The organism is Metabacillus lacus (assembly GCF_009674805.1).
Lineage (GTDB): Bacteria > Bacillota > Bacilli > Bacillales > Bacillaceae > Metabacillus_C > Metabacillus_C lacus.
Genome location: NZ_WKKI01000035.1, coordinates 16,672 through 43,008, shown reverse-complemented (window position 1 = coordinate 43,008; position 26,337 = coordinate 16,672). Strand labels below are relative to the sequence as shown.

Here is a 26,337-nt window from a genome sequence, read left to right as displayed (position 1 = left end):
AAAAATGAGCACAGTGTTCCAGATATTCTGCCGGATTAATATGAATAATCCAATCTGAAATAATGTGCTCGTTTACACAAGTACCCCTGGCTCTTTTCCTCTTGGTACCTTTTCGTTTCAGTTTTTTGGAATGCTTTTGCTCTCCCTCGTAGTGGGGATTGGCATAAAAACTTTAATTACTAAAATATCAAAAGACACTAAAAATGAAGAAGTTGAAATAAAAAGATATATCGTAAGTGCCATAGTGGCAACAATATCTTTCTTCTTCATCCTGTTTTTACGATAAAGCGGGTCGTGAAACAAGATTTTTCGGGTGGTGCCTGGCACTGTTCGCTTCTTTCTCCCGTGAAACAAGCTGTGAAACGAGATTTTTCGGGTGGTGCCTGGCACTGTTCGCCTATTCCTCCGTGAAACAAGCTGTGAAACAAGATTTTTCGGGTGGTGCCTGGCACTGTTCGCCTATTCCTCCGTGAAACAAGCTGTGAAACGAGATTTTTCGGGTGGTGCCTGGCACTGTTCGCCGGAGAAGTAGCCGATCTCATCCGACTCTCTGCAAACACAAAAGCAGGCTGGGAGCTTATGCTGGAACACAATGTTATCGAAGTGGAAGCCGGCAAAACAATTGACGTACCTGTCTATATAAAAATTCCAAACGGTAAAGAAGGACCAAAGCCGACGGAACTGACTTTCACGGCTGTCTCTGAAACGAATACCAGCCTAAAAGCAAGCATCACTCACAGAGCTGGACCTGGGAAAGGGAAATAATTAAAGCCGCAAGCAAACCGTAGCTGTAAAAGGAGTAGAAATTAAAAAGGTGTTAGAAAATGAGGGTATTTCTATTTCTAACTTGGGAAATTATTTAAAGGGTCTGGTTGATTATGACCATCGTGTTTCCAAACCATACCGAGGTCACTATTTTTACTCACCAGGAGATGAGCTGGAAACAGAGGGAATTCAGAATCAAAATGAAGAAGTAGTTCCAACGGTTACCAGCTATCCGTAAACTGCAATTTAGATTTTTCTCCAGGAAAGATTAAGATGTTTTCCTGTTGAGGGTGAAACAGCTTCAGCTTTCTGGATGATTTCATAATTTTTATGGTTAATCACCGTTACGTTATTCTCATAACCCAATTCATCAGCGTTTTTCATTTTTGATAAATCAACGTTGACTGAATTGGGCCTGATATCAATCACTGTACCTTGAATAGATCCTTTAAATAGAACTTCATCTCCAACGTTTACATTCCCATAAAATCAATCCTTTCATACAAAAAACCTCACCATAAAAGCAGGTGAGGTTCTTCCTTAATTTAGTAATTCAAAAGAATATTAATCTACAATATATTCCTCAATATGGGGGACTAAATCGCTATCTAAGTAATTCTTTAGGTAGTCTACAGTATTTAATCCGAATTCTTCATCTAAGGATACAACCTTAAAGGATAAATTTATTTTATCTCCTTTGAAATATGAGTTTGTTAAATCCCCTTTAAATTGGATAGGCTCTTCATTAGATATAAAATATAAATTACTTTGATCTGTTTCACTCTCGTATTCTACTTTAGATAGAGTATCACTGAATAAAACTGTATCACCTGTTTCATAGTCTTTCATTTTTAAAACTGGCATCTCTAAGGTTTCATCAAAAAATTGCATGTTTAGTTCACTTAAGTTTAAAGATTTTGTTGGCTTTTCTGGAACTATATTCATGTGTTCCTCTGAAGGCTTCAAATATGTACCACTTGGAGCGTTAATTAAATCTTCATCAGAAACAGTGACAGGAACTGCGTTTGCAACTATGGAAGATCCTCCAACGGGTAAACCGCCGGCATCAAATCTATAAGATACATATGGAGTCCATGTTCGTTTTTCGGTAGTAGTAAAACGAGCATAATGATTACCAGTAGAGTTTGGTCTATAGAATAAATACTGAGTGTGGTGTGCAGATTTACTAGCCAATAGACTACTACCTTTGGAAACTGACAGGTTTATTTTTCTCAAAGTAACTAGACCTGTCGGGGACGTAGAAGCATAAAGATTAACAGAATGACCTGTAGAAGTTACATTAAAATCAATTTGTGCAATTCCACCATTTTTCCCTTCGTTGAACGCTACAGATCCTGGAGTAGTTGTAACTGCATATTGTGTAGTAGTTACACTCTTTGGAACGCTATAATATTTATTATCTAGTGCTTGAATCACATACCAAAGCCCTTTAAAAATTGTACTTGCTGCAGGATTTGCGGCGTCTACTTTTGGAACAGAGAAAACTAGAGTTGTTAAAATTACAATAGAACAAAGGATTGAAACGGTCTTTTTCTTAAACAAAATAAAATACCCCCTATGAATTTTCGTAAAGATGTTATATATTGCAATATATACAATGTAATTATACTATTAAAATTCTAAAAGGAGTTATTATTTCTTGAAAAATATAACAAAATACCTAATAAAAGTTTTAGTTACCATTATTTTGGCTATTTTTTATTTGAATATTCTAGCTTTTCTAGTTCCGTATTTAAAATTAGAATATACAATATTGGAATATATTTTAATTTTTGTTGCAATAATATTAGCTCTAATCTCAAGTGAGTATATTTTTAGAAAATCCAAAAACTAATAGAAGTAGTATTGCAGTTTTAATTTATATAACACTTACTTTTGGCAATGGTAAAGATTAGAATGAAAGCTAAAAGAGGCTGGGACAAAACCCCCCATAAGATGAAGAAGCCGGTGAATTTTTACGAGGAGTAAAATTTCAACGGCTTTAATTTATTTTTTGATTAAAATAAGGACCTCTTCTGAAAGTTACCACACAAATTCCATCTGAAAGAAGGGTTCTTATGTTAATATTGCCTTCTCCGTGCACGACCTCGTTGAGCAAATTCCACACGAAGCCCTCGCCTCGTTCATACGAAGTACAGGCTGCCCTGCTTATCATCCACGTATGATGATGAAGATTATTTTATGTACTTATACCCAATCCGTTTTCTCAGGAAGGAAAATTGAAGCTCTCCTCGGCGACAGTGTCAGGATGATGTGGCTTGCCCAAGGCCATGAACCGAGCTACCGCGCAATTAACCGGTTTCGTGTCTGCCCAGAAGTAAAAGCGCTTCTTCGTGAATGCTTTGTTCAATTTCGCTGCCATCTCGTTAAGGAAAAGCATATTGATGATGAAGCGTTCTTCATTTTCCGGGTGGTGCCTGGCACTGTTCCCCTTTCCCCACCGTGGAACAAGCTGTGAAACGAGATTTTTCGGGTGGTGCCTGGCACTGTTCGCCCCGTGGCACTGTTCCCCTTCCCCATCCAAACAAAAAAACCCCAGCATCCGCCGAGGCCCAACAACACCATTTACTTTCCTCTTTTGTACTCTTTCATTACACCGTGAAACACGTCAGGATAATCCGTAAAAACGCCATTCACGCCCCACTCAAGAGCCAGTCTCATATTTTCCGGAGTATTAACTGTATAAGGGTGAATTTGCAGACCTGATGCTCTGACCTGCTGCACATAATCTTGGTTAATTCTTGCAAAGCTTGGCCCCACTCCTACAGCATATTGCTTAATTGCAGCCAGCTCTGCAGCAGCAGCTGTACCAAGGGAAGGCGTACTGAGCAGCTGAACGAGCGGAAGCTTAGGATTCATGTTGTGTATCATGATCAAGCTCTCAGGAGAAAAAGACTGAATCAGCACTTTGCTTGCACGGGCATTAGGTCCACCCAATTTGTATTTCTCAATTAATCTTAGCAGCTCTTTTTCCATTCCAGGATAAACATTCGGGGATTTTGTTTCAATATAATAGTGTGTACTGTGTCCAAAATGCTGAAACACTTCTTCAAGAGTCGGAACTTTTAGGCCTTCATATTCAGCTTTAGCTTTTTCAGGATTGCGGACATTAAACCATGTACCCGCATCAAGCTGCTTGATTTCTGCAATAGTCATATCTTTTACATTTCCGGTACCATTTGTAGTTCTATTAACTGTTGTATCATGCATGGCAATCAGAACACCGTCTTTTGTCATTTGCAAATCAAGCTCTATGTAGTCTGCTTTCATTTGGCGACCTAGTTCATAGGAAGCAATGGTATGCTCAGGAGCATAACCGGAAGCACCACGGTGGGCTACATTAATCAACTTGGCGTCAGGCTGCGGGGAAAGAGAGGCACCTGCTGCACCTGCAGTCTGGATACCGGATGATAACAGAAAACCTGCACTTAACATGGAAAACGCTGTTTTTTTCAACCAACTTTTCATCATTCTTTCATCTCCTTTAAAATAATGTACAAGTACACCTTAAAGGAAAAATATGAATTTTTACCTTAAAATTTGTAAATAATAGAAAAACAGGTAAATAGATTCCTTTTTATAGAATACTAAATGAAATTGCTAATCTATTTTTATTACGATCTGACTATTTTGCGACACTGTTATCATAGCTGCTTTGTGCACCACTATAGAAAGAACCAAATTTCCATTAAATTACTGTTAAAGTTTGGTAAACAAACTATTACACTGCTTAACATTAGAAAAAACACGTCTTTAGCTCCTACTCTCATACCAATTCAAAAGTCCTGTTTCAAGGATGCCTGAAACATTCCCGCGACAAAGCAGGCACTATAAAGTGCTAAATTGGGTATAACAGTAAGTATATCCAAATACTTATAACGGAGGGTTGCCTCATGAAAAGAATGACGGTAAACATATTGGCGGGAACTTTGCTTTCTGCAGGAAGTGCAGCTCTTGCTGTTGCTGCGTACCGAAGAAAAGTCCAGAATTCACACAAAGTACTGGATGACACAGACATAAGGAACAGTGAGAAAATAGATAAGATGGAAAGCGTGGATGCAGATAAAGAACGTGAAGAACAAGGACTCACACAATACGACTCCACACTTCGATCAGAATGGATTGCCAACGGCTTTCCTCAAACACATTTGGATCCTGAGGAACTAGAAAGACTAGAGCAGCAAAAAAATTAAAATTGGGCCCTGTTGGGTCCTTTTGTTATATAATGATATCAATATGGCATGCTCAACTGCTTACATATAATAAAACAACGGGGGGGTTTCTATGTTTTTCATGATTTTGATAACTGGGCTCTTTCTCGGTTTACTGGTGAGATTCGGACTAAAAGCATTCACAGGTGGCTACGGTTACTCCAACGACCTCTTTGACAAACCCGTTCTCCTAAAAACATGTCTAAGATGCAGTCAGAGAGTTCCCAAAGGATATACGAAAAATCTATGTCCATCCTGCGGCAAGCCAATTGAATAGGGACAGGGGGACAGTCACTTTGTCCCAGAGACAGCTCTTGGCCTAGGGACAGCTCTTTCCCCAAGTGTCAGCTTCTTAACCCCGAAACAGCACTTTCCCCATGAAACAGCTTCTTAACCCCGGGGATAGCCCTTCTCCCAGTGTCAGCTTCTTAACCCCGGAACAGCACTTTCCCCATGAAACCGCTTCTTAACCCGGGGATAGCCCTTCTCCCAGTGTCAGCTTCTTAACCTTGGAACAGCACTTTCCCCATAGAATCCGTCGATAGCAAATCAACCTTAACCAACTTCAAGCTCCAAAAAAGGAATACGCCCCATTCAATTATCTTCAAATTAACCTCAACAAAAAAAGACATGCCGCAGCATGCCCCAGTCTATACTCTTTTCAGCAATAAATAGATAAAATATGGTGCCCCAATTAAGGCGGTCATAATACCCGCAGCTATTCCGTCCGGCTCTGCCAGGTTTCTGCCGATGGTATCTGCAAACAGCAGCAGCCATCCTCCCAGCAGCACAGCTATCGGCAGGTAGAGCTGGTGCCTGGGACCAACCAGTGCTTTAGCGATATGCGGTGCCATCAGGCCGATAAAGGCTATTCCCCCTGTCACTGATACGGCTGCAGCTGCGAGAGCTACAGCTGCCAGCAAAAGAATCAGCCGATCCCGGTTAAGAGAGATGCCTACTCCGACTGCAGTATGTTCGTTGAGGGACAGGATATTGAGCTTATTGGCATGAAACAAAGTGAATGGAATCAGCACCAGCAGCCATGGAAGCAGCGCCAGAATAAAAGGCCAGTCAGTTCCCCAGATGTTGCCGGCAAGCCACCTTGCGATAAAGTCCACTTTTTCCCGTTCTGCCGATGAAATCATTACAATCATCAAACCTGACAGGGCCATCGCAAATCCGACACCGATTAATATCAGCTTAATGGGCTGGATACCTGCATTTCTTGAATAGGAAAAGAAAAAGATCAGGCACGCTGTGATAAATGCTCCGATAAAACCAATGACGGGAATCAGGTAGATAAATGATCCTGCATCTATTGGAAAATATAAAAAGAATACGGCAATTCCAATTCCTGCTCCTGCATTGATGCCGATAATGCCGGGGTCGGCGAGATCATTTCTGGTAATTCCCTGCAGGATGGCACCTGAGACGGCTAATGCCATGCCGGCCAGTAAGGTAATCAGAATTCTGGGCAATCGAATGGAAAAAAGCACGAACTCCTCTTTGAAAGTCCCTTCCCCCATTAAAGTAGGCAGTATTCTGCTGTATGTGACCGATGAATAGCCCAGCCCTAGACTCACGACTGCTGTTATGAGAATCAGACCCGACAAAACGGCCGCCAGCAGCCTTTGTTTTTGAACCAAGCTGTTTTGAATCATGAGAACGCCTTACCTCCTTTTCTGACGATAAACAGGAAGAAAGGAAGCCCCATAATGGCAACAATCGCTGTTACACTAGTTTCAAATGGTGCATTTAAGTTCCTGCCCAGCGTATCGGCAAACACCATGAACATGGCACCGACTACAGCTGACATTGGCAAAACGTGCCGGTAGTCCTTTCCAACAATGGCCCTGACAATGTGCGGAACCATTAGACCAAGAAAAGCCAAATTTCCGACCAGGGCTACAGATGCCCCTGCCAGCATGACCACGATGGCAAACAGTACGCCCTTTATTCTATTTATGTTTTGTCCGAGGCCAATCGCCACTTCTTCATCCAAACTTAGTATCGTAAGCTGCCTTGACAATAAGAGTGCAATCACAATGCCGCCAATGATAAAAGGCGCGATGACCTGAAGCTGACTCCAGGTTGTGCCGATAATTCCACCCGCACTCCACATGGAAACGTCCTTGGAGATTCTGAAATACAGCCCGATTCCATCTGCAACAGCATAAAGAAATGCCGACACCGCCGCTCCTGCAAGAACAATCCGCAGCGGGGAAAAACCGCCTCTTTTCGCTGAACCAATGCCGACTACCAGCAGCGTGCCAATACCTGAACCAATGAAGCAGGCAATCATAATGGAAAAGTAGTTGGCTCCGGGAATAAGCGCGATGGTAAGTGCCAGTGCTGCATTCGCCCCAGCTGTCAGTCCGAGAAGACTTGGATCTGCCAAAGGATTTCTGGTCACACCCTGCATGACGGCCCCTGCAACAGACAGCCCTGCCCCAACAAGCATGGCCGCCAGTACACGGGGTACCCTGATTTCGCGGATCATCACAATTTTATCTGTTTTCACCTGAGAAGATACTGCAAGCCAGACTTCCCTGATGGTTGTTTCGGCTGCACCAAAGATTATAGCAGCGAAAAAAAATGCCGCTAGCAGGATGAAGCTCAGCAACAGCTGAATTGAAAAAGGTATATGTCTTTGATCATAATTGTGCATGAAGTATCGTGTCCTTTACATAGTAAAAGAGGAATTCTTATGAAGAATTCCCCTCAGGCTGCAGGCAGCATCGTGCCTTCCTTTTTCTCTGCCATAACCCGGAACATACACAACTTTTGTTCTGTGTACATTCTCCACCATTTATTGTTTAGCTGCCCAGAAAATGTTCCTTAAAGAATTCCAGCTGATGATCCAGTGAGATCGGATCGTTAAAGTAGAACTCTTTCGCATTTGCAACAAAGGCATTTCCATTTTTGACTGCCGGAATGTTTTTATACGTTTCAGACTCCATAAAAGAAGTTTCTGTATCTTCGTTTCTGCTGACAATCATATAATCTCCTGCATACTCCGGGAGCACTTCAAGCGAGAGTGTATAATAGCCAGGCTCCAATGCTGTTTCTTTTACTTTTTCAGGCATGTTCAGCTTCATTTCCTGATAAAGAATTTCAGTTCCGCGCGCCCAGTTGTCACCAAACACATACAACTCTTTATCAAAATTCTCGATCACAGACACCGTAGCATCCTCACCGATTTTCGCTTTGATTTCTTCACCTGCTTCAGCAGCGCGTGACTTGAAATCATCAATCCATCCCTGTGCTTCTTCTTCCTTATTCAGCAGCTTTCCAATTTCAGCATGCTGCTCGAGGTATCCCAGCTTGCCATAAGTGTATGTCACAACAGGGGCTATTTCATTTAATTTATCAATATTTTTCATCGTAGACAAGCCGATGATCAAGTCAGGGTCCAATTCAATAATCTTCTCAAGATTCTCATCTGTTACTTCCTCTACGCCTTCAAGGTCATAGCGCGGATTCATTTTGGACCAGGCATCAACACCGACAAGCGGAACATCAAGGGCAAGAACACTGCCTGTGTAAGTGGAAAGAACAACCACCCGCTTGGGATCTGCCGGCACTTCTACAGCGCCGTTTTCAGATTCATATGTGATTGTTTCAGCTGCATCATTTCCCTGATTATTTTCACCGTTTTCAGAGCCTTCATTCCCGGCATTGGAGCCGCAGGCTGCCAGACTAAGAAGTAGCGCGATTAATAGCAGCGGCATATAAATTTTTTTCATGTTGTTTTTCTCCTTTAATCAAGTTGTAAGTCATGCACATAGGTTTAAGGGTAATCGGATCTTTCCCGATTACGGCATCAATATGAAATACCTTTTTAAGTACCTCATTGGTGATTACCTCATCTGGAGAACCTGCCTTCATAATTTCTCCAAATTTTAATGCAATAATGTAATCAGCAAAGCGGGCTGCCTGATTAAGATCATGCAGTACCATTACAATGGTCGTTTGCTGCTCTCTGTTCAGTTTCTGTAAAAGCTCAAGGATTTCGAGCTGATGCGCCATATCCAGGTAGGTTGTAGGCTCATCAAGGAAGATCATCGGCGTTTCCTGTGCCAGCGCCATTGCAATCCATACACGCTGACGCTGTCCGCCTGACAGCGCATCAATGGGATGGTGTTTGAAAAAGGCAGTTCCTGTAACATCCATCGCCCAATTAATAACCTCAATATCTCTCTTTGACAGCCTGCCAAATCCCTTTTGATAAGGAAAACGGCCGTATGAAACAAGCTCTCCCACAGTCAATCCGCTGGTACTTTCCGGATTTTGCGGCAGGATTGCCATTTTTTTTGCAAGCTCTTTTGTACTTTGCTTGGAGATGCTCTCGCCATCCAGAACTATCGACCCTGACTGCTGCGGAATAATACGTGTCATCGCTTTAAGAAGAGTCGATTTACCGCATCCGTTAGAACCGATGATTGTTGTGATTTTCTTATCGGGAATCTCAATGGACAAGTTCTTCACAATGGGACGTTCACCGTAGCTGATATTCAGTTGTTCCGTATTCAGGCGAGCCATATCATCAGCCTCCAAATTTTAATATGTAAACAATATTGAAAATCATTATCAGTTATTATACAATGTAACTATAAATCTATTGATAATGATTGTCAATGGAAAAATCATATAAATGAATGGCAGGGTGGCGATCATGAGCGAAATGGATCTGTTTGACGTAACCATTATCGGGGGCGGTCCAGCGGGATTATACTCGGCTTTTTACAGCGGACTTCGGGGAATGAAGACAAAAATTATAGAATATCAAACTCAGCTCGGAGGAAAAATTCATATTTATCCTGAAAAAATGATCTGGGATCTTGGAGGCCAAACACCGATAACAGGCGCGAAGCTTATTGAGCAGCTGACCCAGCAGGGGCTTACTTTTCAACCTTCTGTCGTGCTGAACGAGAAAATTACGTCCATCTCAAAAAATGAAGAAGGCTTGTTTCTGCTGAAGGCAGCTTCAGGCGCAGAGCACCTTTCCAAAACCGTGATCGTTGCTGTAGGAAGCGGCATTCTGAATCCTCAAAAGCTGAATATAGAAGGTGCCGACAGATTTGAAGTAAGCAACCTTCATTATACCGTAAAATCACTTCAACATTTTAAAGGTAAAAAAGTGTTAATCTCCGGCGGCGGAAATACAGCCATCGACTGGGCAAACGAATTAGAGCCGATTGCTGAAGAAGTGTACATCACGCACCGGAAACCGGAATTCTCCGGTCATGAAGCCCAGGTTTCCCAGCTGATGAACAGCACTGCAAAATGCTTTTTTCACTGCAGCATTACAAAGCTTGTAGCCGCAGATTCTCATGAAGCAATAGACAAAGTACAGCTGACCCACTGTGAGAGCGGAGAATGCAAAGTAATCCCTGTTGATGACGTCATTATCAACCATGGTTTCGAACATGACGCTTCTCTCTTGAACAACAGTGAGCTAGACATTGAGATGATAGACAACTTTTATATCAAAAGCACCTCGTTCTGCGAATCTTCCATACCTGGATTATATGCGGCAGGTGACATTGCCAAATACGATGGAAAGCTGAACTTGATTACAGGTACATTTCAGGACGCGGCAAATGCAGTTAATAAAGCAAAACAGTATATTGAACCGCAGGCAAGTGAAGTGGCGATGGTTTCTTCCCATAATGAAGTCTTTAAAAAACGCAACAAAGAACTTGTAAAGAAAATGTTTAGTTAAAATAGAAAGCTGTCCATTGGAAAATCCATGTGGACAGCTTTTTGTGTATTTTTTATTATGAAAAGACTTCCGATTTTTTGAAGTATTTTTCGTTTTTATAGATGTCTCGTACAACTAACGCTTACCCGTCAGCGAAAGAGCCCTTGCTAACCAAAATTAAATCTACCCGAATACTTTACTTTAATCTTATTTATCTACTTTTTTGAATATACATTCTCAAATCGTTCACATACAACTAACATATCTGGTGAAAATTCCATTTTGTACTCTTTTAATAATTCGGTAAAGAACTTTTCGTGTGCTTCCCACCAAAAACGATAATCACCTTCACCTTCTGCTAAAGCAAATTCCTCTGTTACCTCATTCATAGGGACAACTTCAACAGATTGAATTTGAATAACTGCAACAGGTTCTTCCTGACCATCTAAAACAATATTATATTCACCCACTTTAGGTAGGGCTTCATTAACTAACTCATAAAACAAGTAACCTGAAGTTGTCGCTGTCTTCTTTCCTTCAACAACTAAACTGGCTAACCAATCAGCAGAAATTCCAAATTGAAAAGCCTCTTTATATTCAATGCCTTTTTTATTATTCGTTAAACAAAACTTATCCCAAAATTGATTTACCTTATTATTCATATTAAATTAGTCCTTTAATTTATTAGTTATTTTTCTCTATCCTGCACCTTTAGTTAAATAAAAACATATATTCGAAAATATTAAAAACAGTCATTAACATAGCTTTGCTGTTAAATAAAGTGCTGCAAGATCGTCCCTTTTCCGGCAGGATCCACTTCCGCTTCAGCCCAGGCACCATTGATAAACGTAATCTGCGGCGGCTGATGTCCGCAGTCAATATCATAAACGACAGGAACTCCCAGCTCCTCTGCCAGCTCCCTGTACACATTCTCTGCTGAATATCCGTCAACAGAAGCGTTGACGGCACTTCTACCGAACAGCACTCCCCCACAATTTTCGAACCAGCCTGCATATTTCATTTGAACAAGCGAACGCCGCAGATCAGTGGGAGAAAGCTCACAGTTCTCCATATACCAAAGAAGGGGTTTTCCCGGCAAATATGTGTTCCGAAAGGACTTTACATCTCCGTAGGGAGTCCCGATTAAGTGTCTAATAGTATCTACACAGCCACCCAGCAGCCTGCCCTTCATAACAGCAGGCTTTCCAGAAACTGTTTTCCATTCTGTAAGCTCTGTTAAATGAAACACACACGGTGAAGGCTCATCATGCTTCCATTGCTTCTGATAGTGTGATGAAGATGTTTGGAGGATGAAACTTCCCCGTTGGGTAGACAGTACTTTTTTCCACATACCTGTAGTGAGGTCGGTATATTCCCCTCTTAAATCAATCAGATTGGTTCCGTGCGCAGTAGCTATCCCCGTCTGAAGCGTAATCGCAAGCAAAAGAGTGCTGGTATCAGAGTAACCGAGTACCCATTTGTTCTTCAAGTCCGCGAAGTTGATAAACTCCAGAGCTTCTATCAGCAGCTCTCCTCCCCACGGAGGTAAAATTAATCCAACTTTGTCATTCTTCATGAGTTCATGAAATTCTTCCGCTCTTTTCGCTGCTGGCGCTGACCTTACACTTTCCTGCGTCCAGGCAGTTTCTTGAATGATCACTTCATGTCCTTGCCGTCTGAGCCGCATGCTCGCTGTTTTCAGCAAGTCATGCAGTTCCTCAGGTACCCCGGAAGAAGGTGCGGTTACTCCGACAACTGCGTCTGCTGCTAATACCGGATACTGTATCATTGGGCTCTCCCCCATTGCTTTTCTAACAGTGTAGCAGGAATGCAGTGGGATAAGAATAATTTTCCATAATAAAAAGAAAGTGCCTATACACAATATACAGGCGCCCTCCTTTCTTCTATCTTAAATGGTATCTCCCAAGCATCAGTTATTTTTTCGTTTCTTGCTTTTCAAGGATTGAATAAACAGGGCTGTGAGGGATTGTGTGACCAGAAACACCGGAAAAGAATAAGTCAGCTTATATCCTCTTTGCAATGTCAGAATATCGGTCAAAGTGAACAGCCATTGCATGAAAAGACCAATCAGTGCCCAGCTCAAGATGTAGAGTATGACTCCTTTGCCCCGCACTTTCAGCACTTCGGAAAAATAAAGATAAAAATATCCGAAAGGTGCAAATAAAAGGTAATACAGAACATCTCCACCTTCATATCGGTCCAGGTCGTTCACTCTATAAAAGTCCATCAGGCCCCCGCCCAGGGTAAAGTCAAAAATGGTTCCTATGCTTAGTCCCCAAAGCAGGCTCAAAATCAGGGTGCTATGTGAAAAACGATTGCGGATCAAGTAAAGGATAAAATAGGCAATGCCATTCATCACCAGAAGCCACACTTCATTATGATCAAATTGTTCCCACATTACCATGTACTTCTCACACCCTTCTTCTCTAGAGAATGAAAGCCGCGCAGCCCGAAGTAAACAGCAATGTTAAGCAAAGTAAAATAAATGGCATCATACAAGAGGTTCCAATGAGAGAATGAGATGATTTCAAACAGTAAGGATAGTGCAGAAAGAGCTGTTAATACAGCAACTGACAGAGCTAGAATCAGGATTCTCTTGTTCAGGCTTTTCATCGAGAATGCCGCATTCATCAAGATCGTTATGACGAGTGGGAAAATTACACTCCGATTCATAAGGAAGGCAATATATTGAAAGGGATCTTGGGAACTTTGGATTCTTTCAAATTCCTCAAAGACGATCCAGGTGTATTGGATGTTAACAATCAGGCACAGCATCAGTACAAAGGCATTTTCCTGGAAGGAAAGACGCTTTTTCATCAGCAAAAAATATGACACAGCCAGCCAGCTCGCAAAAAAGAATACTTCAAATCCCATCAGGACCACCCTAGTTATTTTTTATTAGATTCTCCCCAGGATGGAAAAGTATTCTTCAAACTTGCTGAACTATATAACCTGCTTTTCTTGGGTCAATGTACAGTGCCAACATAAAAATAAATGACAGCGAAGATAAAAATAAAAGTGAGAGCACTTCCCAACAGTATTTGATTATGAGTGCTTTTATCATTTTTCAAATTCGTTAAAAAAGCAGTAAAATTTATAAACCATAGTACACCTAATAACGGTACGACAAGTAAAAGTATCAATAGCATTATGCAGTCCTCTCCTTATTTTAGATACCATTTCTGAAATTACATACGATGCAACCTCAAAAACACCAAATCAATAAAGAAAACTCGCGACAATATAGTAACCATACATGAAGTGACTGAGTGCTGCTAAGAAAATACAAAAGATATTGATAAATGTTGAATACCCCGACTTTTTATAAAGAGAATAGAGAATAATGAAGAAACAAAGAATCAACAATTGCACTATAAATGTTATATAAAAATATGGCTGTAAAGACTCTCCTCCTCCAATATAAATACCTGTACCTACTAACATAATTCCTAATAGCCCAGACAACCCAACGGTGTTTTTCAGGACTGAACTCTTCTTCACTTCTACTATTTGTGCTGGAATCAATGAAATTCCTAACACCATGAAACTGATCGAAATATGAAGCAAAAATACTAACACAAGAATATCTCCTATCTTCTTTCATTCATTCCATTAGAGCACTTCATCGCTTTCGCTTTGTATGCTATTCAACTCATTATATGGATGGTTTTTTTTCTGCAAATAACCAACCAGGTTGGAAGATTGCAAACTATTATAATTCTACTTGCTCTCCTACAATCCCTGCTGGACGTTATCCATTTTGGATGTTGCGTCAATTATCCGTGCTCCTTTCTATGAGGCTGTTTTCTTTATGTTTTTTGCTTTATCATAAGAAAAGGTATACTTATTTTTCTTGTTGTATGAATAAAGTTGTAGAATCTGTGAATTCGGAGGTGAATTTGAATTGCACTATAATGAATATGGAGTTGAAAATTCTGCACTGATGGTATTTGTGCATGGCGGCGGAGTAAGTGGTTGGATGTGGGATAAGCAAATTGAACACTTTTGCTCGAATTTTCACTGCTTGGTTCCAGATATGCCTGAACACGGACGAAGTAAAAAGGGAATACAATTTAAGATAAATGATGTTGCTGATGAACTTAATGAGTTAATCGAAGAAAAAGGCAAAGGAAAACGTGTTATCGTCATAGGTTTCTCGTTAGGTGCTCAAGTTTTAATTGCAATGCTCAGTAAGAAGCCCAACCTGATTGATTTCGCTATGATTAACAGTGCTTTAGTTCAGTCGGTTCCTTTTGCTAATACACTAATCAAATCAATGATGTTTGCATTTCCGCTTGTAAGATATAAAGCATTTTCCAAAATTCAAGCAAAATCAATGTACATAGATAAAGATTACCAAGGCATTTATTTTCAAGAGAGTTGTCAAATAAACAAGGATGCGTTCGTAAGGATTATGAATGAAAACATGTCATTTAAGATACCAAGTAGTTTTGAGAGCTCTAATAGCAAAATATTAGTGACTGTAGGAGAGAAAGAGAGAAAAATCATGAAGGACTCAATGAAGGAAATGATTGAGAAAAATCCTAACTGTAAAGGTCTTATAATCCCTAAAATTGGTCATGGTTTTTCTTTAGCTGACCCTAGACTTTTTAACACCACGTTGGAAGAGTGGATTATAAGCGAGTAAAACAAATATTGAAAACTTAATCTGTTTTATCATCATATACAGTCACTTCTCAATGGAGCTGGCTGTTTTTTAAAAGCATTTGGTTAACTCGTTCCTTGGTCACCATTTTTTACACATATACCCCCCTCCCATGGCAGGATTGTAGCACCTAGCAAAAGGTTGGTCAAAATAACAACAATTTATAAGAATAGAGCCTTCTATTAAAACTCGCCTCCATCACTTCAGCGCAATTTTTCGCACATAATCAGTGGATCAGTTCTATAAAAAACCCCCATTTCTTGTTAGAAATGAGGGCTTTCTTCATACAGCCTTAAAAAGCAGGAATGGCCGTTTCATCATATTCTTCTTCAAGGAATTGGCGGACAGCTTCACTTGTCATCGCCTCTGCCAATTTTTGAATGGCTTCTGATTCTTTGTTGTCTTCGCGTGCTACAAGTGTAATCGCAAAGTCATTGTCTGTTCCTTCTGTCAGAAGGGCGTCGCTCTTAGGCGTCAAGCCAAGCGGTGAGGCATAAGCAGGCGTCATGACAACAGCATCTGCGTCATCATACATTCTCGCCAGCATAAGTAAGTCCACTTCTTTCAGCTGATAATTTTTAGGGTTTTCAATAATATCAGCCTGCGTATAGTAAGTATCTGTTTTTTCGCCAAGCGTAATAACTCCATGCTGATTCAGCAGCTTGAGGGAACGGTCAATATTTGAGACGTCGTTTGCAATCGCAATGACAGACCCTTCCGGCAGTTCATCGATGTTATCAAAGTTTTTAGCGTATACCCCGTAGTTGGCATAGTAGATCGCTTTGACAGGAACCAGGTTCGCTTCATTGGATGCATTGAACTGTTCCATATACGGAACGTGCTGGAAGAAATTTGCGTCCACTTCATTGCTCGCAAGTGCCTGATTTGGCTGGACATTATCACCCAGTACTTGAATATCAAGAGTGACGCCATCCTCTTCCAATATCGGCTGAACCAGCTCAAGAATTTCTGTCATTGGCGGAATGAGTGATGCCACCTTTAAAGTAACATTTTCCTGTTCCGTTTTCTCCGCTGTTTCATCCTCTATTTCTCCGGTATTGCTGTTATTTCCGCCGCATGCAGCCAGCACTAATACTGCTAAGCTCATCATCATGAGCAGAAAAGATAATTTCTTTTTCATCATAAATTCCTCCTGTTGTTACCTTTTGTCGATCAGCCTGGCGACTGTCATGCCAGTAAACTGGATGAGCTGCACCAGAACGATCATGATAAAAATCATGTACATCATTAAATCTGTTTTAAATTGCTGATAGCCATAGCGGATGGCAAAATCTCCAATTCCTCCGCCGCCAACCACACCCATTATGGTCGAATACGAAATAAAACTAATAATGGATGTTGTTAACCCCAGCACCAGTCCCGACCTTGCCTCTACATACAAAAATTTAAATACAACTTCTCTCACGGAAGCCCCCATGGAAACAGCAGCCTCCAATACACCCTTGGGAACATCAAGCAGTGACTGCTCAACAAGCCGGGAGTAATGGGCAATCGCTATAATCGCAAGCGGAACCGTAGCTGCTGCAGTCCCGATGGCGGTTCCGATAATCAGTCTCGTAAAGGGAATCAGGAACACAACCAGCAGCAGGAATGGAAATGAACGGGTAATATTTACGAGCAGATTCAGAGTGGAGAAAATCAGTTGATTTTCCAGCTGCTGCCCTTTTCGGCAAAGAAACAGCAATGTGCCAAGGGGCAAACCCGCCAATATGGCCGCCAGGATAGAAACGCCCACCATGATAAAAGTTTCGCCTATCGCCTGCCAGATAGCTCCTTGATATTGAAGTAGAATCTCAGGCATTGTCTTTCTCTCCGTTTCCTGCAAGCTGCTTTACAAAATAATCCGGTGTATTGTCCCTTTGCTCTACCCCTTTTGGGATTGTCGAAATGGTGTCATACACCTCTCCATTATGCAGTACGGTGACTTTCGTACAAATGCTTTTGATTGCTTCCATTTCGTGTGTAACAAGAACAACCGTCACACCAAGCCGCTGCTGAACATCCTGCAGCACACCAAGAATTTCCGCTGTTGTGTTGGGGTCAAGTGAAGAAGTAGGCTCGTCGCAAAGCAGCACTTGAGGACTGTTTGCCAGCGCACGGGCAATCGCCACGCGCTGTTTCTGCCCTCCGCTTAACTGGCTTGGAAAGCTGCTCTCCAAATGTTTGAGGCCGACAAAATCCAGGCACTCTTCCACTCTTTTTCTCCGATTCTGCTTATGTACGCCAGCTAGTTCCAGGGACACAGCCACATTGTCAAATACGGTTTTATTCAGCACAAGATGAAAATGCTGAAAAATCATGCCGATTGACTTGCGCGCCTGCCGAAGCTCCTTCGCACTTAGGCTTGTCAAAACCTGTCCGTTCACCTCAACCTCACCAGAATCAGGAACCTCCAATATATTCATCAGGCGCAACAGAGTCGATTTACCTGCACCGCTCGCCCCGATAATTCCATAAATTTCACCCTTGGGTATACTCAGCGATATATTCTTAATCGCTTGAAAATGGCCAAATGTCTTAGAGACTCTCCGCAGCTCAATCATAAAAAAACACCCTCCTCCAGCTGAAAAGGTGATGGCAACGACCCTCATTATAGCCTACCTGCTCTGCTTTTGTCACTTGGAGAGATTTGGGTGACGGGGACTTTTTCACTATTGGGGATGCAGGGATATCATGGGTTAAAGAGCACTATTTGTGAGGTGTGGTCTGTTTAGTCAGGAGGCGCAAGAAATGGGTCGTTCGCCAGTACATTGGATGAGGAGAATAAGCGGAAAATTTTCCGTTAAGTGTAAAATTCGGCTTATTTTCAGGGATATAAAAGGAGATATTCCGCTTATGATGAAAAAATGACTTCATTTTAAGGTTTTTGAGAGCATAACTGGAATTTCTCCTTCTATTAGAAGCTAGTTTGGATGCTATTTGCTGCTTAAGCGGAATTTTTACAGCTATTTTTCGAAGGGAAGTTTACCTCCATTCTTGCTCGTGGAGAATAAGCGGAAAATTTTCCGTTAAGTGTAAAATTCGGCTTATTTTCAGGGATTTAAAAGGAGATATTCCGCTTATGATGAAAAAATGACTTCATTTTAAGGTTTTTTGAGAGCATAGCTGGAATTCCTCCTTCTATTAGAAGCTAGTTTGGATGCTATCTGCTGCTTAAGCGGAATTTTTACGGCTATTTAGAGTTCTGGAGGTGCTGCAACCTCTCCGCAACAAATGGCAGGGACATCTTTTCTTATAGAATTCCCGTCTCCGTCTCTCCTTTACTTTCAACTCTTTTGCATTTCTTTCTGAGAGATTACTAGATTTAAAAAATAAAAAAGCCACCTCTTATAATAAAGAAATGACTTGTTTACTAGTATGATTCCGACTGGGATCGAACCAGCGACCTCTACCCTGTCAAGGTAGCGCTTCATCACGAAACAAAGCGTTAAGTCGTCGAAAATCTTCCGAAACTCAATCATATCAACGGAAGTCACCGACAAGTCAACACGTCAATTCAATTACGATATAGCAAATTATATCAATAGGCGTTCTTATCTGCAACGATTAAGGGCAGTTATCTGCAACAAATTGACCACCTATCAACGAAATAAAAACTAAATCGCTTAAAATTGCGATCTCCGACAATAGTAAAGGGAAATATACCGCTGCGTTCAATTTTTATTCCCTCCATAATTAATACTGGACAAACTTAATTTCCAAAAGAGGAATAAACTTTCGAAAGTTTAATTTTCAATTGTTCGATTGGTTTTATTTGTTCTGCTTCGTTTGTGGCGTTGTGAACTTTTACCGCAACAGCTTTAAGTTCTCTCAATTGTATCGCTTCGTAGTCCCCGACGCTTTGGTTATTAACAAAATGATTGACATAAACAATAATTGAACCCGCATAATATTTTTGTTTTTCGAATTTTGAATCCCAAGGAACTCTATTTTCCGTATCTCCGTTCAACAAGTTGTATAGATCGTCAACAAATGCTTTGGCATTCATATATTCAGATTTATCAACCACAACTGAATCAATTCCTTCCCCCTCATAGTGCGTGACTGTTTGGTGACCAAACTCCCCTTTTGTTGTTTCTTTTGGGTTAACAATCATTTCTTCTACGGTTGGAGGTTGATTATATATATCATAGGCTTCTCGCGCTTCATCTTTCTCAATTTTCGGTTGTGTATCATCAATCATAATGAACGCAATTACCAAAAAACCAAAACCAATCATAAAAATTGAACTTAACCCAACAAGAGACCAAACAATAATTCGTTTCCAATTAGTTGTTTTCATTTCATACAACCTTTCAACATTTCTCTCGTTTAAAGAGGCGCATTTAGGTCCACATTTTCCACCTTTTCTGGAATTACCTCATGTTTACATCATCACCCACGTTCAAGTCATTTTCCATTTGTTCAACCTTGTCGCCGTCCAAGAAATAAGAAACGCCGAATGTTTCTCCGTTTCCTTCCTTATTAATAGCAATGTCAACGTCGTTCAGTAATTTCCTCAAACAATCAAACGCAATTCCTTGACGTTCGGTTGCAGGCTTCCATTCTTGAATGCCCGCTTGCTTGTCGGTACCGTATTTCGCTTCAAGTTCGTCAATATCCAAATGTGCCGCCCGCATTTCTTGTTCTTCTTGAACGATTGTCGCCAATGTATAAATATTATTGAAATCTTTTTCGAGGTCTCCACCTTCAACTTTGATATACGTTCCCAATACGTTCGTAATTGATTGTGCTTTCAAATATTCGTCATATGCGACGTCGTATCCAGCTTCGAAATGTTTTTGCGGTGTGTCGGATTGTAAGTCGGACAACGTTTGTGCAATCCAGCCCTTCGCTTTTGTTTCGAAATCGGGGTGTTCAACAAACGTCTTTCCACGCCTTCGGGTAAACTTTCTTCTCCTCCTCCTTCGCCTTAACTTTGATTTGTGATTCGATTTTGTGATCCTTCGGTTGTGCTTCCACTTTGTCTTCGTTAAAGTTCATAATGGACGCCGCAAGTCCTATCGTCAATGCACCCGCAACAATTATAAATTTCAACAAAATGTTTCCCGCCTTTCGAAATATTCGTAATATAACGGTAACATACATAGATTGGTATTTTAAGGGATAACCCGAAATTAATTTAAATAAAAAATCTCCAACCCTTTACGAATTGAATGAGGTCTTATAATTTGCGGTTTTCTATTGACACAAAAAAAGCCCCCCGAGGGAATCGCCTAATCATTTATGGGGTATTTCGTAAAACATAATATTATTGATACCCACTTCTTCTAAAAAACTACATGTTTGTATTAAATCTAACTTGACTACAGTGCTAATTCTTTTTTCTAAGGGTGTTTTCCTTTTTCTTGAAATGCTATGATCCGTAAATGCAAGAACTACCCCAATTTTATTAACATCAAATGTTTTCGAATGTTTTCCTTTTATCTTAGTAATTGCATCATCTTGAAATTTTTTATCTTTTGAATATAGTTCAATCGAATTTCTTACTTGTGCAAACAATTCACGTAATGAGGTACCTAATCCTCTTTTAACAAAAACGAATACCGCTTCATCCTTTCGAAGATCAACAATGTCACAAGCTTCTGCTTTATCATGACCTTTTATTTTAATATGGTCTCTATGCATTTGTATTAGGTCTTTTTTACATGCATCCATTATATAATCATCTTCAGTTTCAAGTCCTTTTCCTTTTTTCTTCCAATTAGGTAACTCGAAATCCTTAATGGAGAAATTTACCAGTATATTTTTCACTTCTTTATTGGCGATATCAATCAAGTCTTGGCTTACTTGGTACCATTTTTGGTCAACAAAACAATAATTTTTATCACCGTCTAAAAAATCCGCAACCAAGAAAGACTTCAGTTTGTCTGAAATTTTTTCTTCTTCTTCTTCACTAAAACCTGCAATATTTATTTGAGATAGGTGATACTCTTCGAACTCTTCTATCCCTTTATTTTTCATGAACTCAAAAATAACTTCAAGACTAAGTACTTCTACATCCTCTTTTGATACCTTGTATGAAATCGAATAGTAATCTGAAAGAATAAAATCTCTAACATCTGAATATGAAATTATAATTTCCGTTTCGACGTCGTTGGTAGCTTGCTTTATATAAGATTCATATAATACTTTCAATTTTTCAATTAATTTAGAAGTAAGCTCCTTTTTCTTAGTACTGTTACTTATTTCAGAAAACCCCTTATATAAAAGGAATTTATCCTTTTTACTTGAAAGTTCTTTTAATTTTTGAAGCACGGTATCAAGTTGCTCCAATGTAAGACTCCTATTTATTGTAAAAGAAGACTTTCCTTGTAAACGAATCTTAAATTTAGAACTAATCTCAATTCCAAATGCCTTTTCAATATCGGAACCGTTAATTTCCCCGAGTATTTCTTTAGAAATTTTGCCCCAGTTTTTTGGATCAAAATTGTAGTTATAGTATTCTTTATATACACTTTCCTCTTGAACCGTTTTTCCCGCCAACGGTTTTTGCCGAATATATTTTATTCGGTCTGGTTCAATAATTTTACTTATCAAATCCATTCCAAAATCGTTATCTATTGATTTTTGTATTGCAAAAAAGCCACTACCTCCTGTAAAGGCGTAAACTTGTTTATCAATAGTTTTTAACAAAACGAAAGAAGAATTTTCATTTTTCCTTTTTATATCATTAGGGTTTTGAGCAACTTGTGAGAGCATATTTTCCCATTTGGGTGGTTTTGATTTTTTATTCATATAAAGTTTATAACTGACATCTTTACATTTTATCTGTTCAAAACCTTTATCCTCCAAACTTTTATTACAGGCTACATCATCTTTAATTTTATATATTGCAAATTTGTGTTTTATTTCTCTCATTTCGATCCCCCTATTTGCTAAAACACCTATCTACCAACTAACTAAATTATACCATATTTTTTCATATTTTCACATAATTCCAGTTATTTTGAACTATCAGATGAAGGCTCTTTGAATCCCCCCTTTATCGTAGAATGCATGAAACGCCCGAAGGCGCCCCAGTGATTATTTACGGATTGGGAACGTCAAGAACAATCTTCACGTCGGCAACCCCAACGCCCGAAACGGAATATCCAACTTCAACAATGTTGGAGTCCATATTTCGTTTTGTCCTAAATTTGAAGGAATGAACCCCGTTTTCAGCAACGTTTACGACTTGAACGCCGTCCGCCGTGATTGCAACGGATTCGCCCGCCGTAAGATTCGAAACTTCAATACTTCCTTTGACGGGGATTCCATAAGCCCCCGAATGAAGCGGCATAGAATTCGCAACAACGAAAGAACCGTTGGATTCGATTTTTGAATATACTTCTAACATTTAAGCAATAATAAAAACAACTCTGTTTTATTTTATATTTTACGATTGGACGAAGCCGCCGCCCGAATCAAAGTTTTATATATTTGGATTGTTTTTTGCTATTGCGTCGGCAAGAAATGAATCACCAGTCCGTTCGAAATAGAATGTCCGCCGCATATCGTTCAACGTGCCGACATATCCAAGCGAACGAAGGGCTTTGACCTCAATGTCCTGGCGTCCAAGTCCGTCAATATTGACCCCGTTCGTTTGACAAATATTCGTCCAGTATTCGCGTTGTTTCGGCATTTACTTCAACCCCCTTTTAAGGTCTCGGACTGTTAAAACCGACAATTTGCATACTTTCGCAATAACAAAAACGTTGTTCGGTTCATCATTCCGAAGCAACGTTTCTGCGTGTAATATGCGGCGGTTGAATTCTTCCTTTTCACTTTTGAACCAACGTTGCCCACGATTCGAATGAACTTCGAAGTCTATCGAATTTACAGTTTGGGGAACGTCGTCACGAAGGGCGGTCATTTTGCACCGCCTTCAAGGACTTTCTCGGTCAAGTTCCGCAATTTCTCGGTCAATGTCGTCTTCGCTCATGTATTTATAGCGGTTGCGCTTTTCGATTCTTTGCAATTGATGCCCGAACCGTAACCGTGTAATTCGAAAAGTTTATGTCCGAAATCTTCAATGACAATGCTTCGTTAATTCGGGTCATTGTATCGATTAAAAGCGTCATTAGCACATAGTCCCGAAAACCTGTGTAAGATCGTTTGTCTGGGGCATCAAGTAACGCTTTTAATTCTTCGACGGATAATACAACTATTTCAGTATCCGTGTGTTTGACACTGTTCACGACTTCATATGGATTCTCGTCAATCTTATTTTCTTCAAAAAGGAATCGGAAAAATGTCCGCAACGTCTTCAAGTAATCGTTTGTCGTTGTCGGCGATAATCCTTTTTTCTTCGAATAATCGGGCTTGAATTTATGCTCTTTGAACTGAACGTAATCTTTAAGCAACCACGAAATATATTTTCGAACTAGGTCAACGTCGATATTTCGGATATCTCGTCCTATGCCGTGAACGTCCAAATATTTGCATACGTTTTCGTAAATAAGTCGGTACTTTTCAAGCGTTAGTTTTGCTCACCTTCGGCAAGTTTTGCTTCATAGTAGTTTTGGAATAAAACGTCTAAATCATAGATTGAAGACGTAGTGACGCCGCTTCTTGCGGCTTTCACCCGCTTTCCCTTTCGCCTTTCCGAATGTTTTTCGGACAACAAAAAAACACGCCATTTCAATACGAATTTTTATCGTAATGAACGGACGTGTTATCTGCTTTTTCGAATAGCTGTTATCTGCGTCAAGTCAACGACAAGTCAACGCAACAATACAACGAAACGAAAAAGAGCGAAAACGCAGTAATACCAACGCTTTCGCTCTTCGTGATGATTCCGACTGGGATCGAACCAGCGACCTCTACCCTGTCAAGGTAGCGCTCTCCCGGCTGAGCTACGGAATCGTAATATGAAGTTACTGACTTTCTCTATTATAGTCAGAAAGGTATTCCGCGTCAATAAAAAAGATATTTTTTATTCATGCAATATTAGCCTCGCCCGCATTGAGCTTAAAGTAAGTAACCCCGTATGCAGCATTCCTGACAAACTGTCATCGCGAGCAATCCCACTCAGTTTTCCCCTTGCAAACCTCTCCCTTCCTCACCATTCACCAAAAAAGCCCCCTGGGCATATCGTAAAGCGAAGCCCATAACAGGAGGAGATCATCAACATGCATGAAATTGAAAACAGAGACACTTATTCTATGATGGAGAATTGTAAAAAACATATGTATCAGCCGATTCAGCTTGAATTAACGGACGGATCCGTTTATCAGGGAATTCTTCACAGCTATGATAATGAAAAGATGTATATGCTTATGCCGAACATGAGTGCAAATCAGCAAGCCAGCCGGGAAGATGACCGCTTCTTCTTTCCGTTCTTCGGACCTTTTGGCTTGTTCGGATTTCCATTCTTCGGTGTAAGACGCTTTGGCCCGTTTTTCCCTTTCTTTATCTGAGAAGAAGACTTGCGGGATTTCGTAACGGGTTCTCTTTATAGGGATAAGAAGACAAATAGTATACAAAATCGCAGACCTATCAGTAATTTCCTGATAGGTCATTTTTCATTGATATAGAGCTGTTTAAAATAAAATTAAAAATTTCATTAAAACTAGCTTAAGTGCGATTTTATAACCTAAAGGAACTTTTTTATGCTTTTTACGTCAGTATATATTGAGGGGGAATTTGATGAAAGGGATATTTAATTTTACTTCCATTTTGATATTACTGTTGTTCGTCTCAGCTTGTAGTGAACAAGAAGGGATCATAAAATTAGAAGAATAAAGAGAATAGACGTTCAAAATCCAAATGAAAACAAAGAAAAAATCATAACAGACTTAGAAACAATTCATACAATTAAAAACTCACTTGATCATGTGAAGTGGAGACCAGACGTAGAACCAGAAATGGCAAGAAAAGAGGATTTCACGGTTACGCTTTTCCATTTGTATGATCAGAATATGCCTGAGAGACTTTATAACTATAGAATATGGTTCAATCCCGATGATACCGCTGCAATGATTAGTGATAACTCAACACAAGGATACGGTACATTAGAGGAGGATAATGCTCTGTCTTTAAAAAGAGCATTGATGAACACAGAGTAGTTAAAATCAGAAGAAATCTTATTGCCTTTGTCCTGCCAGGTCTGACGAAGCAATAAGGCTCAATTATGACTGTTAATGACACGCATACCTGTATACTTAGTCTAAAACAATGAGCAAAGAATGAAAATGATTTCCTGACAGTAATGGTAAAGAGGCAACGGGGCAAGAACCGTTACCTTGTTGACTGTTGTTTTTAATTTGGCTTTTTTCGTTAAGATTCTTGCTATCGGAAACGCAAGGAATAATTTACTTTTTGTGGTAATATAGATTGCAAGGTCCTATCTTAATGAGACTGAGAATAGCTTAAAACACAGTTTACTGAGGAGGTAATTAATGAGACCAAAAAAGTATTTCTATTACATTTTAAGTGCAACAATTTTGGAATTATGCATCTTTTTATTTATAAATTCTACTCTTTATAGGGGAGTGTTCAATTTAGGTCTATTAATCCCATTTATGATGTTTAGGGTTTTAGCCTCTTACTATTATTCCAAACAAGAAATGAGGAATAAAAGGGCAAAGCCAACTTTAGTCATATTGTTTACTATTCCTCTATTACTCTTTATTTTTTTCAAACCGACCTACACTTTTGAACAGGCTAGACAATTGGTTTATGAAAGTGCGTATGACGTGTCTCACATTGTTGTACATAATGAAGAAAGAAGGTACAGAGATACTGTTCCTATATATACGGAAGATTCGCGGTGCTTTATAAGTTATCGGGATTACCACTTTGAAGGCGACGGAAGGTACTTTTTAGTGCATCCTCGTTCTGGTGTGGTTACTGAGATGAAACAACCTTATTGGTAGTAATCTATCTGTTAAAATACTTTTTCAGGAGGCAGTTTCTCAATGATTGAAGACATCTATGCCACGTTT

Annotated in this window: 25 protein-coding genes, 1 tRNA gene and 4 pseudogenes; 8 read left to right on the top strand and 22 right to left on the bottom strand. The window is 40.0% G+C overall.

Annotated elements, in window-relative coordinates; genetic code table 11:
• The first annotated feature begins 579 nt into the window (after nt 1-579).
• Both GJU40_RS15270 and GJU40_RS15265 read left to right on the top strand, forming a co-directional pair.
• Nucleotides 580-765, top strand: coding sequence for a hypothetical protein (locus tag GJU40_RS15270; protein ID WP_154308932.1), 186 nt, complete (start codon nt 580-582; stop codon nt 763-765).
• 19 nt (nt 766-784) lie between these two features.
• Nucleotides 785-1,003, top strand: a pseudogene (locus GJU40_RS15265) (Rok-like winged helix domain-containing protein); the annotation flags it as partial.
• 8 nt (nt 1,004-1,011) lie between these two features.
• Here the strand turns inward: GJU40_RS15265 and GJU40_RS15260 are convergent.
• Nucleotides 1,012-1,227 (bottom strand): annotated as a pseudogene (locus GJU40_RS15260) (DUF2187 family protein); the annotation flags it as partial.
• 102 nt (nt 1,228-1,329) lie between these two features.
• Nucleotides 1,330-2,328, bottom strand: coding sequence for a hypothetical protein (locus GJU40_RS15255; RefSeq protein WP_154308930.1), 999 nt, complete (start codon nt 2,326-2,328; stop codon nt 1,330-1,332).
• Between the two features lie 520 nt (nt 2,329-2,848).
• On the opposite strand from GJU40_RS15255, the pseudogene GJU40_RS15250 reads away from it, so the two are divergent.
• Nucleotides 2,849-3,190: pseudogene (locus tag GJU40_RS15250) on the top strand (transposase); the annotation flags it as partial.
• A gap of 161 nt (nt 3,191-3,351) precedes the next feature.
• On the opposite strand, the gene GJU40_RS15245 reads toward GJU40_RS15250, so the two are convergent.
• Nucleotides 3,352-4,254 (bottom strand): glycerophosphodiester phosphodiesterase, encoded by a 903-nt coding sequence (locus GJU40_RS15245; protein WP_425481232.1) that lies wholly within the window; start codon nt 4,252-4,254, stop codon nt 3,352-3,354.
• 425 nt (nt 4,255-4,679) lie between these two features.
• Here GJU40_RS15245 and GJU40_RS15240 point away from each other — a divergent pair, with 425 nt between their 5' ends.
• Nucleotides 4,680-4,979: a hypothetical protein gene (locus tag GJU40_RS15240; protein ID WP_154308928.1), complete on the top strand. Its 300-nt coding sequence runs from the start codon at nt 4,680-4,682 to the stop codon at nt 4,977-4,979.
• A gap of 668 nt (nt 4,980-5,647) precedes the next feature.
• Here the strand turns inward: GJU40_RS15240 and GJU40_RS15235 are convergent.
• The 4 genes from GJU40_RS15235 to GJU40_RS15220 all read right to left on the bottom strand — a co-directional run bounded on the left by GJU40_RS15235 (nt 5,648) and on the right by GJU40_RS15220 (nt 9,539).
• Nucleotides 5,648-6,658 carry a FecCD family ABC transporter permease gene (locus GJU40_RS15235; protein ID WP_154308927.1) on the bottom strand — a complete coding sequence of 337 codons (1,011 nt, stop codon included), beginning with the start codon at nt 6,656-6,658 and terminating at the stop codon, nt 5,648-5,650.
• A complete protein-coding gene (locus tag GJU40_RS15230) occupies nt 6,655-7,665 on the bottom strand; it encodes a FecCD family ABC transporter permease (protein WP_154308926.1) in 1,011 nt (336 codons plus the stop codon). The genes GJU40_RS15235 and GJU40_RS15230 overlap by 4 nt, the downstream gene beginning before the upstream one ends.
• Nucleotides 7,666-7,813: 148 nt before the next feature.
• A complete protein-coding gene (locus GJU40_RS15225; RefSeq protein WP_154308925.1) occupies nt 7,814-8,743 on the bottom strand; it encodes an iron-hydroxamate ABC transporter substrate-binding protein in 930 nt (309 codons plus the stop codon).
• Complete coding sequence (locus GJU40_RS15220; RefSeq protein ID WP_154308924.1) at nt 8,697-9,539, bottom strand: ABC transporter ATP-binding protein; 843 nt, start codon at nt 9,537-9,539, stop codon at nt 8,697-8,699. Before GJU40_RS15220 ends, GJU40_RS15225 begins: the two co-directional genes overlap by 47 nt.
• Nucleotides 9,540-9,672: 133 nt before the next feature.
• Between GJU40_RS15220 and GJU40_RS15215 the strand changes: the two genes are divergently transcribed.
• Nucleotides 9,673-10,722 carry an NAD(P)/FAD-dependent oxidoreductase gene (locus GJU40_RS15215; RefSeq protein WP_154308923.1) on the top strand — a complete coding sequence of 350 codons (1,050 nt, stop codon included), beginning with the start codon at nt 9,673-9,675 and terminating at the stop codon, nt 10,720-10,722.
• A gap of 194 nt (nt 10,723-10,916) precedes the next feature.
• On the opposite strand, the gene GJU40_RS15210 is transcribed toward GJU40_RS15215, so the two are convergent.
• The 4 genes from GJU40_RS15210 to GJU40_RS15195 form a co-directional block, all read right to left on the bottom strand.
• The gene (locus GJU40_RS15210) at nt 10,917-11,363 is read right to left on the bottom strand and encodes an ASCH domain-containing protein (protein WP_154308922.1); all 447 of its coding nucleotides are present in this window, start codon (nt 11,361-11,363) and stop codon (nt 10,917-10,919) included.
• 110 nt (nt 11,364-11,473) lie between these two features.
• A complete protein-coding gene (locus GJU40_RS15205) occupies nt 11,474-12,490 on the bottom strand; it encodes a S66 family peptidase (protein WP_154308921.1) in 1,017 nt (338 codons plus the stop codon).
• Between the two features lie 141 nt (nt 12,491-12,631).
• On the bottom strand, nt 12,632-13,126 hold the full coding sequence (locus tag GJU40_RS15200; protein ID WP_154308920.1) for a hypothetical protein: 495 nt from the start codon (nt 13,124-13,126) through the stop codon (nt 12,632-12,634).
• On the bottom strand, nt 13,120-13,596 hold the full coding sequence (locus tag GJU40_RS15195) for a hypothetical protein (protein ID WP_154308919.1): 477 nt from the start codon (nt 13,594-13,596) through the stop codon (nt 13,120-13,122). The genes GJU40_RS15200 and GJU40_RS15195 overlap by 7 nt, the downstream gene beginning before the upstream one ends.
• Before the next feature lie 1,069 nt (nt 13,597-14,665).
• Between GJU40_RS15195 and GJU40_RS15190 the strand changes: the two genes are divergently transcribed.
• Entirely contained in the window at nt 14,666-15,370 is a 705-nt protein-coding gene (locus GJU40_RS15190; RefSeq protein WP_154308935.1) for an alpha/beta fold hydrolase, read from the top strand.
• A gap of 310 nt (nt 15,371-15,680) precedes the next feature.
• On the opposite strand, the gene GJU40_RS15185 is transcribed toward GJU40_RS15190, so the two are convergent.
• The 11 genes and pseudogenes from GJU40_RS15185 to GJU40_RS15135 all read right to left on the bottom strand — a co-directional run bounded on the left by GJU40_RS15185 (nt 15,681) and on the right by GJU40_RS15135 (nt 24,256).
• The gene (locus tag GJU40_RS15185) at nt 15,681-16,529 is read right to left on the bottom strand and encodes a MetQ/NlpA family ABC transporter substrate-binding protein (RefSeq protein WP_154308934.1); all 849 of its coding nucleotides are present in this window, start codon (nt 16,527-16,529) and stop codon (nt 15,681-15,683) included.
• Nucleotides 16,530-16,547: 18 nt separating this feature from the next.
• The gene (locus tag GJU40_RS15180; protein WP_154308918.1) at nt 16,548-17,210 is read right to left on the bottom strand and encodes a methionine ABC transporter permease; all 663 of its coding nucleotides are present in this window, start codon (nt 17,208-17,210) and stop codon (nt 16,548-16,550) included.
• Nucleotides 17,203-17,952, bottom strand: coding sequence for a methionine ABC transporter ATP-binding protein (locus GJU40_RS15175; RefSeq protein ID WP_154308917.1), 750 nt, complete (start codon nt 17,950-17,952; stop codon nt 17,203-17,205). The genes GJU40_RS15180 and GJU40_RS15175 overlap by 8 nt, the downstream gene beginning before the upstream one ends.
• Nucleotides 17,953-19,100: 1,148 nt before the next feature.
• A complete protein-coding gene (locus GJU40_RS15170; protein WP_154308916.1) occupies nt 19,101-19,691 on the bottom strand; it encodes a hypothetical protein in 591 nt (196 codons plus the stop codon).
• A 73-nt stretch (nt 19,692-19,764) separates the two neighbouring features.
• Nucleotides 19,765-20,220, bottom strand: a complete 456-nt coding sequence (locus GJU40_RS15165) for a hypothetical protein (protein ID WP_170289428.1) — start codon at nt 20,218-20,220, stop codon at nt 19,765-19,767.
• Between the two features lie 46 nt (nt 20,221-20,266).
• Complete coding sequence (locus GJU40_RS15160; RefSeq protein ID WP_154308914.1) at nt 20,267-20,449, bottom strand: hypothetical protein; 183 nt, start codon at nt 20,447-20,449, stop codon at nt 20,267-20,269.
• A 180-nt stretch (nt 20,450-20,629) separates the two neighbouring features.
• Nucleotides 20,630-22,270 (bottom strand): DUF6119 family protein, encoded by a 1,641-nt coding sequence (locus GJU40_RS15155; RefSeq protein ID WP_154308913.1) that lies wholly within the window; start codon nt 22,268-22,270, stop codon nt 20,630-20,632.
• A gap of 553 nt (nt 22,271-22,823) precedes the next feature.
• The gene (locus GJU40_RS15145) at nt 22,824-23,033 is read right to left on the bottom strand and encodes a hypothetical protein (RefSeq protein ID WP_154308911.1); all 210 of its coding nucleotides are present in this window, start codon (nt 23,031-23,033) and stop codon (nt 22,824-22,826) included.
• 304 nt (nt 23,034-23,337) lie between these two features.
• On the bottom strand, nt 23,338-23,589 hold the full coding sequence (locus GJU40_RS21580) for a tyrosine-type recombinase/integrase (RefSeq protein WP_425481231.1): 252 nt from the start codon (nt 23,587-23,589) through the stop codon (nt 23,338-23,340).
• A 15-nt stretch (nt 23,590-23,604) separates the two neighbouring features.
• Nucleotides 23,605-23,859, bottom strand: a pseudogene (locus tag GJU40_RS21575) (phage integrase SAM-like domain-containing protein); the annotation flags it as partial.
• A gap of 324 nt (nt 23,860-24,183) precedes the next feature.
• Nucleotides 24,184-24,256: transfer RNA gene (locus GJU40_RS15135), tRNA-Val, on the bottom strand.
• A 266-nt stretch (nt 24,257-24,522) separates the two neighbouring features.
• On the opposite strand from GJU40_RS15135, the gene GJU40_RS15130 reads away from it, so the two are divergent.
• Both GJU40_RS15130 and GJU40_RS15120 read left to right on the top strand, forming a co-directional pair.
• The gene (locus GJU40_RS15130; protein WP_154308909.1) at nt 24,523-24,810 is read left to right on the top strand and encodes an LSm family protein; all 288 of its coding nucleotides are present in this window, start codon (nt 24,523-24,525) and stop codon (nt 24,808-24,810) included.
• Nucleotides 24,811-25,791: 981 nt separating this feature from the next.
• Nucleotides 25,792-26,268, top strand: a complete 477-nt coding sequence (locus tag GJU40_RS15120) for a hypothetical protein (protein ID WP_154308907.1) — start codon at nt 25,792-25,794, stop codon at nt 26,266-26,268.
• The last annotated feature ends 69 nt before the right edge of the window (nt 26,269-26,337 follow it).

Coding starts and splice junctions, on each gene's coding strand:
- GJU40_RS15190 (WP_154308935.1), top strand. CDS start 14,666: ATGGTATTTGTGCATGGCGGCGGAGTAAGTGGTTGGATGTGGGATAAG.
- GJU40_RS15215 (WP_154308923.1), top strand. CDS start 9,673: ATGAGCGAAATGGATCTGTTTGACGTAACCATTATCGGGGGCGGTCCA.
- GJU40_RS15120 (WP_154308907.1), top strand. CDS start 25,792: ATGAGACCAAAAAAGTATTTCTATTACATTTTAAGTGCAACAATTTTG.
- GJU40_RS15230 (WP_154308926.1), bottom strand. CDS start 7,665: ATGCACAATTATGATCAAAGACATATACCTTTTTCAATTCAGCTGTTG.
- GJU40_RS15240 (WP_154308928.1), top strand. CDS start 4,680: ATGAAAAGAATGACGGTAAACATATTGGCGGGAACTTTGCTTTCTGCA.
- GJU40_RS15195 (WP_154308919.1), bottom strand. CDS start 13,596: ATGGGATTTGAAGTATTCTTTTTTGCGAGCTGGCTGGCTGTGTCATAT.
- GJU40_RS15220 (WP_154308924.1), bottom strand. CDS start 9,539: ATGGCTCGCCTGAATACGGAACAACTGAATATCAGCTACGGTGAACGT.
- GJU40_RS15145 (WP_154308911.1), bottom strand. CDS start 23,033: ATGCCGAAACAACGCGAATACTGGACGAATATTTGTCAAACGAACGGG.
- GJU40_RS15210 (WP_154308922.1), bottom strand. CDS start 11,363: ATGAATAATAAGGTAAATCAATTTTGGGATAAGTTTTGTTTAACGAAT.
- GJU40_RS15180 (WP_154308918.1), bottom strand. CDS start 17,210: ATGCCTGAGATTCTACTTCAATATCAAGGAGCTATCTGGCAGGCGATA.
- GJU40_RS15155 (WP_154308913.1), bottom strand. CDS start 22,270: ATGAGAGAAATAAAACACAAATTTGCAATATATAAAATTAAAGATGAT.
- GJU40_RS15225 (WP_154308925.1), bottom strand. CDS start 8,743: ATGAAAAAAATTTATATGCCGCTGCTATTAATCGCGCTACTTCTTAGT.
- GJU40_RS15270 (WP_154308932.1), top strand. CDS start 580: ATGCTGGAACACAATGTTATCGAAGTGGAAGCCGGCAAAACAATTGAC.
- GJU40_RS15170 (WP_154308916.1), bottom strand. CDS start 19,691: ATGAAAACAACTAATTGGAAACGAATTATTGTTTGGTCTCTTGTTGGG.
- GJU40_RS15245 (WP_425481232.1), bottom strand. CDS start 4,254: ATGAAAAGTTGGTTGAAAAAAACAGCGTTTTCCATGTTAAGTGCAGGT.
- GJU40_RS15175 (WP_154308917.1), bottom strand. CDS start 17,952: ATGATTGAGCTGCGGAGAGTCTCTAAGACATTTGGCCATTTTCAAGCG.
- GJU40_RS15235 (WP_154308927.1), bottom strand. CDS start 6,658: ATGATTCAAAACAGCTTGGTTCAAAAACAAAGGCTGCTGGCGGCCGTT.
- GJU40_RS15200 (WP_154308920.1), bottom strand. CDS start 13,126: ATGGTAATGTGGGAACAATTTGATCATAATGAAGTGTGGCTTCTGGTG.
- GJU40_RS15205 (WP_154308921.1), bottom strand. CDS start 12,490: ATGATACAGTATCCGGTATTAGCAGCAGACGCAGTTGTCGGAGTAACC.
- GJU40_RS15130 (WP_154308909.1), top strand. CDS start 24,523: ATGCATGAAATTGAAAACAGAGACACTTATTCTATGATGGAGAATTGT.
- GJU40_RS15185 (WP_154308934.1), bottom strand. CDS start 16,529: ATGAAAAAGAAATTATCTTTTCTGCTCATGATGATGAGCTTAGCAGTA.